General features: G+C 67.6%; 11 protein-coding genes. 2 read left to right on the plus strand and 9 right to left on the minus strand.

Going from position 1 to position 12,232, the window contains the following annotated elements; genetic code table 11:
• Nucleotides 1-172 precede the first annotated feature (172 nt).
• The 5 genes from KHC28_RS13760 to KHC28_RS13780 form a co-directional block, all read right to left on the minus strand.
• The gene (locus KHC28_RS13760; RefSeq protein WP_214008902.1) at nt 173-1,261 is read right to left on the minus strand and encodes an ABC transporter ATP-binding protein; all 1,089 of its coding nucleotides are present in this window, start codon (nt 1,259-1,261) and stop codon (nt 173-175) included.
• Nucleotides 1,258-2,052: an ABC transporter permease gene (locus KHC28_RS13765; RefSeq protein WP_214008903.1), complete on the minus strand. Its 795-nt coding sequence runs from the start codon at nt 2,050-2,052 to the stop codon at nt 1,258-1,260. The genes KHC28_RS13760 and KHC28_RS13765 overlap by 4 nt, the downstream gene beginning before the upstream one ends.
• A gap of 32 nt (nt 2,053-2,084) precedes the next feature.
• Complete coding sequence (locus KHC28_RS13770; protein WP_214008904.1) at nt 2,085-2,957, minus strand: ABC transporter permease; 873 nt, start codon at nt 2,955-2,957, stop codon at nt 2,085-2,087.
• A 60-nt stretch (nt 2,958-3,017) separates the two neighbouring features.
• Nucleotides 3,018-4,193, minus strand: a complete 1,176-nt coding sequence (locus KHC28_RS13775) for an ABC transporter substrate-binding protein (protein ID WP_214008905.1) — start codon at nt 4,191-4,193, stop codon at nt 3,018-3,020.
• 157 nt (nt 4,194-4,350) lie between these two features.
• Nucleotides 4,351-5,988, minus strand: coding sequence for a GMC family oxidoreductase (locus KHC28_RS13780; RefSeq protein ID WP_214008906.1), 1,638 nt, complete (start codon nt 5,986-5,988; stop codon nt 4,351-4,353).
• Between the two features lie 311 nt (nt 5,989-6,299).
• Between KHC28_RS13780 and KHC28_RS13785 the strand changes: the two genes are divergently transcribed.
• Nucleotides 6,300-7,478, plus strand: coding sequence for an MFS transporter (locus KHC28_RS13785; RefSeq protein WP_214008907.1), 1,179 nt, complete (start codon nt 6,300-6,302; stop codon nt 7,476-7,478).
• A gap of 67 nt (nt 7,479-7,545) precedes the next feature.
• On the opposite strand, the gene KHC28_RS13790 is transcribed toward KHC28_RS13785, so the two are convergent.
• On the minus strand, nt 7,546-9,033 hold the full coding sequence (locus tag KHC28_RS13790; RefSeq protein WP_214008908.1) for an aldehyde dehydrogenase family protein: 1,488 nt from the start codon (nt 9,031-9,033) through the stop codon (nt 7,546-7,548).
• A 356-nt stretch (nt 9,034-9,389) separates the two neighbouring features.
• On the opposite strand from KHC28_RS13790, the gene KHC28_RS13795 reads away from it, so the two are divergent.
• The gene (locus KHC28_RS13795) at nt 9,390-9,905 is read left to right on the plus strand and encodes a flavin reductase family protein (protein WP_214008909.1); all 516 of its coding nucleotides are present in this window, start codon (nt 9,390-9,392) and stop codon (nt 9,903-9,905) included.
• An 83-nt stretch (nt 9,906-9,988) separates the two neighbouring features.
• On the opposite strand, the gene KHC28_RS13800 is transcribed toward KHC28_RS13795, so the two are convergent.
• The 3 genes from KHC28_RS13800 to KHC28_RS13810 are packed head-to-tail and all read right to left on the minus strand — an operon-like array spanning nt 9,989 to nt 12,219.
• Nucleotides 9,989-10,318: an NAD(P)-dependent oxidoreductase gene (locus KHC28_RS13800; protein WP_246564750.1), complete on the minus strand. Its 330-nt coding sequence runs from the start codon at nt 10,316-10,318 to the stop codon at nt 9,989-9,991.
• A gap of 54 nt (nt 10,319-10,372) precedes the next feature.
• Complete coding sequence (locus KHC28_RS13805) at nt 10,373-10,849, minus strand: cyclophilin-like fold protein (protein ID WP_376772688.1); 477 nt, start codon at nt 10,847-10,849, stop codon at nt 10,373-10,375.
• Nucleotides 10,850-10,887: 38 nt separating this feature from the next.
• Nucleotides 10,888-12,219, minus strand: coding sequence for a c-type cytochrome (locus KHC28_RS13810; RefSeq protein WP_214008910.1), 1,332 nt, complete (start codon nt 12,217-12,219; stop codon nt 10,888-10,890).
• Nucleotides 12,220-12,232 lie beyond the last annotated feature (13 nt).

The raw sequence follows: 12,232 nt of genomic DNA on the forward strand, positions 1-12,232 counted from the left end.
GCCCCGCGGCACCGAGTGCCGCGTGAATTCCCTTGCGCAATCGGCGTGCCAGAATAAAAAGATCAATAAAATCAATGATATTGACGAAGAGGACGCCGCGGCGGCCGGACGCGGTGAGACGTCGCGCCGCTGAGACGTCTCGCCGGGCTGAGACGCCCGGCGAGAGCCGGGATCACTGGGTGAGCAGCACCGCCGCATCCGGCCGCCAGGAGGCGCGCACTTCCTCGCCCGGCGCGAGCATGCTGCCGTCCACCGAGCGGGTTTCCTGGAATTTGAGCGTCTCGACCGGGGTGCGGATCGAATAGACGACGCGGCTGCCCATGAACACGACGTCCTCGACCACGCCGTCCAGCGCGTTCTCCGTCGTCTCGCCCAGCCCCTGGCGCCGGCGTACCTGCAGTGCCTCCGGGCGGATCGCCAGCGAGACGTTCTGGCCGACCGAGACGGCGCTGCCATTGGCGGGGACCTTCACCGTGCCACGTCCGACCGCGACATGGGTGAGATCGCTGTCGCAGGCGCTCACCGCGCCGGAAAGGATGTTGGTCTCGCCGAGGAAGCGGGCGCAGAACAGCGAGCGGGGATGGGCGTACATCTCCTCCGGCGTGCCGATCTGCTCGATCCGGCCCCTGTTCATCAGCACGATGCGGTCGGACAGGATGGTGGCCTCGTCCTGGTCGTGCGTCACATAGATGAAGGTGGTGCCGGTCTCGCGGTGGATGCGCTTGAGCTCGGCCAGCATGTGGTGGCGGATCTTCAGGTCGAGCGCGGCTAGCGGCTCGTCGAGCAGCAGCACCTTCGGCGCGTTGACCAGCGCCCGCGCCAGCGCCACCCGCTGGGCCTGCCCGCCGGACAGCTCGTGGATCCAGCGGCTGCCATACTCGCCGAGCTGGACGAGATGCAGCATGTGCTGCACCGCCTCGCGGATGCGGTCCTTCGGCCACTTCTTCAGCCGCAGGCCGAAGGCCACATTGTCGAATACGTCGAGATGGGGAAACAGCGCGTAGCGCTGGAACACCATGTTCACCGGCCGCTGGTCCGGCGACAGGTTCGAGACGTCGACCCCCTCGATGATAACACGCCCGTGCGTCGTCGGCTCGAAGCCGGCGATGAGGCGCATCAGCGTGGTCTTGCCGCAGCCAGACGGCCCGAGCAGGGTCAGGATCTCGCCCTGTTGGATGGACAGGTCGATGTCGTGCAGCACGGTGAGCGCGCCGAAGGCCTTGGTCACCCCGTAGAGTTCGACGATGTTCGGTAGGCTCATGCTTGCGTGTCCCTGGCGCGTGCGTTCAGCGCCGTGCGGCGCTGGTACCAGACGAGAAGGCCGCCGATCAGGATGACGCCGATCGACAGGCCGAGCGAAATGACGGAGGCGGCGTTGATGTCCGGGCTCACGGCGCGGCGCATCATCGACCAGATGGTCAGCGGCAGGGTGGTGTCGTTGCCGCTGACGAACACGGTGATGATGAATTCGTCGAAGGACAGGGCGAAGGACAGGATCGCCGCGCCGCCGATGGTGGGCCCGATGATCGGCAGCGTCACGAGGCGGAAGGCCTGCATCGGCGTCGCCCCGAGATCGCGCGCGGCCTCCTCCAGCGAGAGATCGAAATACTCGATGCGCGAGCGCACCGCCTCGATGAAGAAGGGCAGGGTGAACAGCACATGCGCGATGGTGACGGTGAGCAGCGAGCGCTGCAGCCCCATCTGCGAGAACAGCATCACCAGCGCGATGCCGAGGAACAACCCCGGCAGAGCCACTGGCCCGAAGGCGAGCAGGCCGAAGAAGGTCTGGATGCGCCCCTTGAGTCGCGCGAGGCCGAGCGCGGTGAGCGAGCCCAGCACCGTCGTGACCAGTGCCGTCGAGGCGCCGACGATCAGGCTGTTCTGCAGCGAGGTCATGAAGGTGGTGTCGGAGAAGATCTTCTCGTACCAGCGCAGGCTTACTCCCTCGAACGGGAAGGTGAGGCTGGGCGAGGAGTGGAAGCTGAACAGCGTGATGACGGCGATCGGCGCATAGAGGAACGCCACGTAGAGCCAGACATAGAAGCGCAGCATGGGACCTCCGTGCGCCGGCGTGACGACGCGTCTCAATCGTGGAAGCGGCGGCCAGGGGCGAGCCGCAGCAGGTCGAGCAGCCGCACGAAGGCGAGGTAGACGATGAGGAAGGCGGCCAGCATCAGGAAGGCCATGGCGGCGCCGAACGGCCAGTTGCCGGCGGTGCGGAACTGGTTGGCGATGAGGATGCCCGTCGTCATGCCATCGCGCCCGCCCAGCAGTTGCGGGGTGACGAAATCGCCGGCCGAGATGACGAAGGTGAACATGAAGGCGCCGACCACGCCCTTGTAGCACATGGGCAGGATGACCTTGGTCAATACCTCGATCTGGCTGGCGCCTAGGTCGCGCGCGGCCTCGATATAGTCGGTCTTCACGTCGCGCAGCGCCGAGACGAGCAGCAGCAGCCCGAAGGGCAGCATGATGTGGGTCAGCGTGAGGATCGTCGCGAAGGGGCTGAACAGCAGCACCTCCAGCGGCTCGCTGATCAGCCCCAGCTGCATCAGCGTGGTGTTGATCAGCCCGTTCGAGCCGAGGATGACCCGCCACGCATAGATGCGGACCAGGTAGCTCGAGAACCACGAGACGAGGATGAGGTAGAACAGCAGGTTGCCGCGGGTGCGGTAGACGATGAAATAGGCCGCCGGAAAGCTGAGGCCGACGGTCAGTACCGCCGTGCACAGGCCGTTCTTCAGCGCGTTCCACGTCAGCGCGTAGAACCCGCCCGCCGAGAGCGCGCGGGTGTAGTTGTCGAAGGTAAAGGCCGGGATCAGCCGGAACGACTGCGCCAGCCAGAAGCTGCAGACGAACAGGAGAAGCGTGGGAACGATGAAGAATATCAGAAGGAAGAGGAACGACGGGGTGGCCAGCGCCAGCCCCATCGCCTCGCGACGGCTGCTCTTCAGCATTCGCAATTCGCTCTCCGTGTGCGGCGGTCAAAAGGCCGGGTCGCGCGCCCGGCCGTCGCGTCAGAACGACGATTTGAAATCGGTCCAGGCCTGCGTCCACTCGTCATAGGTTGCGTAGGTGTCGGAGACGCGCGGCGGCTGGCCCTGAAGCGGCGACTTGCGGAACACCTCCGGCAGGTTGCTGTAGTCGAACAGCGCCTTGGTATCGGCGTCCATCAGCGCGGAGGCGTGCTGGTTGACCGCCCCGCCATTCACCGCCTTGGCGACCTCGGCCTGCGTCTTGGCGGCGACGGCCTCGCTCATGAACGCATAGGCGGTGTCGATGTTCTGCGCGCTGATCGGCATGAACCAGGCGTCGCACCACATCACCGCGCCTTCCTCGGGCACGGTGTAGATGGTCTTGATGCCGCGCTTGGCGGTCTCCACCGGCGTGCCGCTCCACACCGAGAAGCAGGCGGCGATCTCGCCCGAGGCGAACAGCGAGATGACGTCGCCATTCGAGGAGCCGAACACGCGGCACTGGTCGCGATAGGGGGCGAGACCCTCGAAGGCGACCTTCAGCTCGTCCTTGGAGATGTTGGGGAATTTCGAGCCGAAGCCGGCGAGGCGGGCGATCATCGGCCAGGTGGCGATGGTGTCGTCGCAGAAGGTCAGCTTGCCCTTCAGCTCCGGCGCCAGCAGATCCTTGTAGGAGGTGATCGGCTTGGTCATCGCCGGGTTGTAGACGAGGGCGTTGAGGCCCCAGATCCACGGAACCGCGAAATGCGTGTTGTTCCAGTACCAGGTCGGCGCCTCGTAGAACTGCGGATAGATGTTCGCGGCGGTGAAGTTCGGCACCTTGGCGATGTCCAGCGGCTTCACGATCTTCAGCTCGTCGACATAGAAGCGCTCGAAGCCCTGCGAATACTCCGCGAGGTCGAGGCGCACCGGGCTGGTGCCGATCAGCTTGGCGTGCACGTCGTCCTGCGTGCTGATGATCGCGGCGTTGACCTTGACCTTGTTGGCCTCGCGCCAGGCCTTGAGCTCGTTGTCGAGGGTGAAGCCTTCCCAGGCCATGATCTCAAGGTCACCGCCGACCGCTGCGCCCGCCGGGCCGGGCCAGGAGCCCAGCGTGGCGCCAGCCATGGCGCCCGCGCCGAGCGCCAGCGACGAGCCGAGGAAGCTGCGGCGCGACAGGACGTCGTTACGGAGAATGTTCGCGGGCCCGAACGGGCGCCGGTCAGGCGAGTCCACCATGCTGTTCCCCTTGATTGATCTGGCATTGTTTCGAAATCACGACTACCCGCCAGTTCAGCAAGAGGCATGCCAGCGCGCATTTTAAGAATATTAGTAAGCTATATCAGATACTTGTCATCTTGAAGGCGCGGCTTTCGACGGATTGTCGCAGGGAGTCTCACGCCGCGACGAATGGGCGAGAGACGGCATGCGATACCGCCGTCGCGCCGATGCCGCGCAGGAGGTCGGCCGCCTTCTCCGCCACCATGATGGTCGCGGCATTGGTGTTGCCGGAGGGGACGGTCGGCATGACCGAGGCATCGGCGACGCGAAGCCCCTCGATGCCATGAACACGCAGCGCCGGGTCGACCACGGCGCGCGCATCCCTGCCGATCCGGCAGGTGCCGACCGGGTGCAGCGCGCCCTGTGCGCGCTGCCTCACATAGTCGCGTCGCTCCTCCACCGTCGCGAGGCGGCGGCCGGGGATCTGCTCGCGGGCGAGCAGACGCGCCATGGAGGGCTGGCTCATGATCTCCTGTCCCAGCCTTATGCCCTCGGCCATGCAGTCGAGGTCGAACGGCTCGGCGAAATAGTTCGGCGCCACGCGCAGCCGCGCCAGCGGATCGGCCGAGGTGAGCTCGACGACACCGCGCGAGCGCGGCCGGGTCAGGCAGATGTTCATCGTGGTACCGCAGGCGCCGGCCGCCGGCTGCACGCCTTCCTCGACGCCGGTGCCGGGCAGGAAGAAGAATTGCAGGTTCGGCTCGGCGACGGACGGGTGGCCGGAAAGGAAGGCGCCGCCCTCGATGAGGTTGGAGCAGAGAGGTCCGCGCCGGAACAGCAGCCATTGCAACCCGGCCAGCAGCTTGCGGTGGAAGCGGCGATAGACGTCGTAGCTCTCCACCCCGTCGAGCTCATGCACGATGTAGACGTCCATATGGTCCTGAAGCCCCCGGCCGACGCCGGGAAGATCATGCCGCACCTCGACGCCGACACGGCGCAGCTGATCCGCCGGCCCGATGCCGGACTGGAGCAGCAGGCGCGGCGATTGGAGCGCGCCCGCCGCGAGGATCACCTCGCGCTCCGCCCGGGCCGTCTCGACGCGCGAGCCGCGCCCGAGGAACTCGACGCCGACCGCGCGCCCTGCGTCGAGCACGATCCGCGTCGCCCGGCAGCCCGTGCGGACCGTGAGATTGCGGCGCTTGCGGGCCGGATGGAGGTAGGTCACGGCGGTGGAGGCGCGCCGGCCGTTGCGGGCGTTGATCTGGTAGAGACCACAGCCGGACTGCGTGCCGCCATTGAAGTCGGCGGCCGGCGGGATGCCGAATTCCTGGCAGGCCCGCAGCCACGCCTTGGTGAGAGGGTGCGGGGAGGGCTGGCTCGACACCCAGAGTGGACCATCCGTGCCATGCGCGTCGTCGGAGAAGGTGTCGTTGCTCTCCGCCCGCCGGAAATAGGGCAGCACGCCCCGATAGTCCCAGCCGTCGGCGCCGTCCGCTGCCCAGCCGTCGAAATCGCTGGCGATGCCGCGGGCATAGACCATGGCATTGACGGAGCTGCCGCCCCCGAGCACGCGGGCCTGCACCATATAGGGGTTCTCGACGCCGGCCGCGGCGCCGTTGGCGGGCTCCCATGGAATGCGCTGGAGCAGGTTGCCGGTCGCGGTCTTATAGACCATGGCCGGCAGATGGATGGCCGGCGAGCGGTCGGGCGGGCCTTCCTCCAGCAGCAGCACCGATACCGACGGGTCTTCCGACAGGCGCGCGGCCAGCACGCAGCCCGCCGATCCGCCGCCCACGATGATGTAGTCGTACATGTCTCTTCCCCGCCGGTGCACTGCGGCGGGGTATCCAGCAAGTTCCGGTCCGGCGCGGGCAGGCGTTGCGGCACGGCGGTTTGCGGGCGCCCCATCTCACGCCGGGGCGTGAGACTCGTGCGAAAATCGCGAGACACGGGCGCGGGACCGACGGGCGTTGCCCCCGTATCCCTCATGCCGATACGCGGCGTTTGCCAGCAGGCCGTTGCCGGGCCATGAGTGCGGCCGGCGCGGCGGGGACTGGCATGCATCATGCCGTAGCGACGCGACGACGGGCGGCATCGCCGGCCGGGTGTTGAATGGGAAGCAGCATGAGTGAAATATCCGTCGCGCACGAGCAGCGAGCCCTGTTCGCCTCGCGCGTGGCCGTGAGTGCCATATTCTTCGTCGGCGGCACCGGCCTGACATTGTGGGCCACCTATATTCCGATCCTCAAGGCCCGTGCCGGCCTCGATGACGCCGAGGTCGGGCTGGTCCTGCTGTGCGTGACGCTCGGCTGCCTGTGCGGCATGCCGGCAGCGGGGTTTCTCCGGCCGCGGCTCGGGCCGCTGCGCGCGGGTGCGCTGGCCGGCATCGCCTTCGCGGTGGCGAGCTTCGGCCCGGCGCTCGGCGTCACCATGCCGTTGCTGGCGGCCTCCGGCTACTTCATCGGCGTCTGCTTCGGCTTCCTCGACGTGTGCATGAACTCGCACGCCTCGGCGCTGGAGCGCGAGCTCGGGCGGCCGATCATGTCGTCGGCGCATGCCTTCTTCAGCCTCGGCAACGTCGCGGGTGCGCTGTCCGGCGGCGCGCTGATCGGGCTCGGCCTCGACATACCCTCCGGCCTCGGCCTTGCCAGCCTCGTGCTGGTGGCGCTCGCGCTGGCGGCGACGCCGTGGCTCTGGCTGCCGGACGCCTATGTGCGCGAGGCGGCCGACACCTCGGTGTTCCGCCTGCCGAACCTCACCATGCTGGGCATCGGCGTGCTGACCGTGCTCGCCTTCATCACCGAGCTGGCGCTGATCGACTGGGGCGCGCTCTATCTGGTGCAGGCCACCCAGTCGGCGCCGGCGCAGGCGGCTTATGGTGTCGCGGCCTTCTCGCTCGCCATGACCACCGGCAGGCTGCTCGGCGACCGGATCACCCGCCGGCTCGGCGCCGTCGCCACCATTCAGTGCTCGGGCGTCATCGCCTTTCTCGGCGTGGCGATCATCGTCCTGGCGCCGACGACGCTCGCCGCGCTGCCCGGCTTCGCCATCGCCGGTCTCGGCATCGCCAATCTGGTGCCGATCCTGTTCTCGCTGAGCGGGCGCATGCCCGGCATCCCGCCCAATGCCGGCATCGCCATGACGGTGACCATCGCCTATGGCGGCGGGCTGTTCGGGCCGCCCGTCATCGGCTTCGTGGCGCATTCGTTCGGGATGCGCGCGGCCTTCGTCATGCTCACCGTCGCCGCGCTGGTGATCGCGCTGGCGGTGCGACGGGTCATCCCCCGCGACGCGCGGCAGTAGCGCTCAAACGGAACGGGCCCGGCGAGCGCTTTCCGCTCGCCGGGCCCGTTGTTTGCGCGACGCCGTCTCAGCCGAGCTTCATCACCACCGACTTGGTTTCGAGATAGGCCTCGAGGTGCTCGACGCCGGATTCGCGGCCGTAGCCGCTGGTCTTGTAGCCGCCGAACGGCACCACCGGATCGAGCCCGCCATAGGTGTTGACCCACACCGTGCCGGCGCGGATCGCCTTCGACATGCGGTGGGCGGTGGTGACGTTGGTGGTCCACACGCCGCCGCCGAGGCCGAACACCGTGTCGTTGGCCATCGCGGCGGCCTCCTCCAGCGTGTCGAAGGGGATGGCGGCGGCCACCGGGCCGAAGATCTCCTCCTGCGCGATGCGCATGTCGTTGGTCACGCCGCTGAGCACGGTCGGCTCGAAGAAATAGCCGTCCTTCAGCGCGCCGTCGGTCATGCGCTTGCCGCCGGTGGTGGCGGTGACGCCCTCCTCGAGGCCGATATCCATGTAGCCGGTGACGCGCTTGAGCTGTGCGGCGTTCACCACCGGGCCGATCTGGGTCGCCGGGTCGAGGCCGTTGCCGACCTTGAGCGACTTCGCATAGGCGCTGACGCGCGACACGAACTCCTCATAGATCGGCCGCTGGATCAGCAGGCGTGTGCCGGCGCAGCAGATCTGCCCGGTATTGGCGAACACGCCCATGCCGGCGCCGGCCACGGCGGCGTCCATGTCGCAATCGGCGAAGATGATGTCCGGCGACTTGCCGCCGAGTTCCAGCGTCACCCGCTTGATGTTGCTGCGCGAGGCCTCGATCACCTTGCGTCCGGTCGCATCCGAGCCGGTGAACGCCACCTTGTCGACGTCCATGTGGCGGGCCAGCGCGTCGCCGGCGGTGTGGCCGAAGCCGGGAACGATGTTGACGACGCCTTCCGGCACGCCGGCTTCCAGCAGCAGCTCGCCGAGCCGAAGCGCGGTGAGCGGGGCGTCCTCGGCGGGCTTCAGCACCAGCGTGCAGCCGGTGGCCAGCGCCGGGGCGATCTTCCAGATGGTCGAGGTCAGCGGCGCGTTCCACGGCGTGATGGCGCCGACCACGCCGACCGGCTCCTTCAGCGTGTAGGTGAAGACCTCGCCGGGCATCGAGTTCGGCAGCGTGGCGCCGCTGATCACCGTGCACATGCCGGCATAGAAGCGGGGCAGGGCGAGCGCACGCTGCCGGCGGGCGTTCATGGCGGTGATGGGGGCGCCCATGTCGAGCACGTCGATCAGCGCCAGATCGTCGAAATGCTTTTCCACCAGATCGGTGAAGCGCAGCAGCAGCTGCTGGCGCTGGAACGGCGTGAAGCGGCTCCACGGGCCGGTGAACGCCCGGCGAGCGGCGGCGACGGCGAGGTCGATGTCGGCCTTGTCGCCCTCGGACACCTCGGCCAGCAGTTCGCCGGTCGCCGGGTTGCGGGTCTCGAAGGTCTTGCCGGACAGCGAGGGGACGAACTTGCCGTCGATCAGAAGCTGCTTGGGCAGCGGTGCGATGATGTCGGCGACAGGGTTGACGTTGATGGTCATGACCATGCTCTCACAACGAAAGGGGTGCGGGGAGACCGCAAGAGCCAACAAGAGCGCAAGAGCTGTGCCATGGTTTCCGCGTCCGCGGGCGCGGAGCGGTTCCGGCGCGTTCGCCTGTCGGGAAGCCGCTCCGATACTCGATTTCTCGCCACGACACCCCGTGCGACCTAGCCTGTCCGGCGCCTCGTCCGGCAGGCCCAGCCGTCTCACATCAGCGACATTTGTCGCAGCGCGGGCGAGACGCGGGCCGCGATCGCGGTGTTTTTCCTGGGCCGGCGACGTGGCACGCGACTTGCGCTCCCTTTTCCGCAGTTCCGGCCCCGCACGGCCGGACGAACTGCGAAGTGGAGTTTGCCATGATCGAGCCGTCTCATTTCAAGCAGGGCATGCGGCGCCTCGCCGCCGGCGTGTCGGTGATCACGACGGTCGAGGACGGCCATCCGCACGGTTTCGTCGCGACCTCGGTCACCTCGGTCGCCGCCGAGCCGACGCCTACCCTGCTGGTCTGCGTCAACCGCGACGTCTCCTGCCACGACGTCATCGACAAGTCCGGCGCGTTCTGCGTGAACCTGCTGGCCGAGCCGGAAATGGAGCTTGCCAAGGCCTTCAGTTCCGCCGCCCTCCGGCACATGCGGTTCAGCACCCATGAATGGCGCACCCTGGCGACCGGGGCTCCGGCGCTGATGGGCGCGCTGGCGAGCTTCGACTGCAAGCTGGACGGCAAGGTCACGGTGCACAGCCACAGCATCTTCCTTGGCAAGGTGGTGGCGATCCATCTGCCCGAGACGCCGTTGCAGCCGTTGATCTATGCGGGTGGCCGGTTCGACACGCTGGGTTCGGGCGTCGCCGGCGCGATGCAGGCGCGCGGATAGGCCGCCCTCTCGTTTCGCCCCCCCTTGGCCGGCCTTCGTTCGGGGAAGAAACGCCGCCATGCCGTCCGGCATGGCCCTTGTAGCTAGTAGCCGATCGTGAAACGCGTCCGCTCGTGCCGGGGCCTTTCCAGCTCGTCGACCAGCGCGACCGCGTGGTCCTCGAAGGATATGTGGTTCCTGCCCTCCGCGTCCCTGACGGCATCGTCGGCGCCGAGGCGGAACGTGCCCGTGCGCTCGCCGGGCTCGATCACCACGGGGGGCTGAAATAGGTCCAGCTGATATCCGACGCGCGCAGCGCCGCGACGGCAGCGCATGCGCGCCGACAAGAGCGACGCGCCATTGAAGGCTTTCACCGGGGTGGTTTTCGGATCGCTGCTCGTCTGACCCATCGGGTGGCGACCGTCCACCAGCACGTGGAAGCCTCGATCGGCAGAACTCCAGTCCGGCACAGCGAGAGCGGGCGAGGGTCAGTTGGCCTGCTTGCGTTCGATGCGAAGCGGAAACTCGCCCGTGACGTGGAGGGCCTCGTACCCGTCGTCGAACCGCCCCAGGCGAATGAGCCCAGGATATTTGTAGTCGGCATGGAACATGGCCAGGTTTCCCCAGGGCATGAAATAGCAGAGGTCATAGGGCCGCTCATTGTCGAAGCGGCCGCTGCCTTCCTCGGTCAGCTTGCGGGGGAGATAGGCGATCTTCTCGTTCGAGCCGTAATCCTTGATCGCGAGGTCCAGAGGCAGCATCGCATAGAAATCGCGGGCCGATGGATTGTCGTACAGCGTCGCGGTCATGACGCGATCGGCAAAGCGCATGCGGATTTTCATCTCGGTCGGCGTCTGGTCGTTGGGATTTCCGCGTGTTTGACTGCGAGCCGATTGCGAGGCCAGGAGGTATCCGACCCCTGCCGCAAGAGCGCCGCGGCGGTTCACGAGATCGGTGGCGTTCACGCTGTTTGCCCTATGGTTGCTTTCCCCGGCGCAGCCATTCACCGCATTTGCAGGACGATCGGATCGCTGCTTGCGGCGTTGGTGAGCTCGCGCAAGGTGCGAACCTCCTCCGCCGTGACCGACGCGGCCCTGTTGCCCCAGGAGCCTCGGATGAAGGTCAGCACATCGGCGATCTCACCATCGCTCAACTGGTCGCGCAGTGCCGGCATGCGATAGGCGTCGGGCACGCCGGCGGCGACCACGCGGCCGGAACCGTTCAGCGTGATGTTGATCACGGAGGCGTTTTCCAGCGCGAGCACGGAACTGGCGCCCGCGAGCGGCGAAATCCATTCGTTGCGGCCGCGCCCGTCGCTGCCGTGGCAGAAGCCGCAGCGCGCGGCATAGATCCGCGCTCCCGACGCCATCGGTCCCGCCGGCGCCGGCGCGGCTGCGGCCTGATAGCTCCACGGCGCGCCGTCCCGCGCGGCATCGCCCGGCAGCGATTTGAGATAGCGGGCGATCGCCGCGAGATCGCCGTCGGTCATGAACTGGGTGGAATTGTTGAAGGCCTCCATCATCGAGCCGAACACCACGCCGTGCTGGTTCCGGCCGTCCTTCAGGAAGGTCGCGACATCTTCCTCGCTCCAGCGCCCGAGCCCGGTATTGTGATCGTTGCGCAGGCTGGGTGCGTACCAACCGTCGAGCAGGGCGCCGGACAGGAAGCGCGGGTCGCGCTCATCCAACGCCACCTCCTGGAGCGCGAGGCCGCGCGGGGTGTGGCAGCTGCCGCAATGCCCGGGACCCTGCACCAGATAGGCGCCCCGGTTCCAGATCTCGTCATGGGCGGGGGCTGGCCGATAGCTGCCGGCATCGGCGAAGGCGAGGTTCCAGAACGCCAGCGGCCAGCGCATGTTCAGCGGCCAGGCGATGGTCGTCGGGCGGTTCTCCTGCCGCACCGCCGGCACGTGATGCAGGAAATAGTCGTAGAGCGCGCGCACGTCGTCGTCGCTCATCTTCGCGTAGGAGGGATGCGGCATGGCCGGATACAGGCGGCGCCCATCGGGCGCGACGCCGCGGCGTACCGCATTGTCGAACTGCGCGAGCGTGTAGCCGCCGATGCCGGTCTCGCGGTCCGGCGTGATGTTGGTGGAAAAGATCGTGCCCAGCGGCGTGCCCATGGCGAGGCCGCCGGTGAACGCCTTGCCTCCCTCGGTGCTGTGGCAGGCCACGCAATCCGCCAGCCGGGCAGCATATTCGCCGCGCTCGACCGGCAGGGGAGCCGTGGCGGAACCGACGCTGTCGAAGGGCGAGGCCGGAATGCGGGTGGCGAACCAGTATCCCGCCCCGACGGCGAGAACGGCGAGGACGACGAATGCAGCCAGCTTCTTCACGGCCAACCTCTGA

Source organism: Ancylobacter sonchi (assembly GCF_018390695.1).
Taxonomy (GTDB): Bacteria; Pseudomonadota; Alphaproteobacteria; order Rhizobiales; family Xanthobacteraceae; genus Ancylobacter; species Ancylobacter sonchi.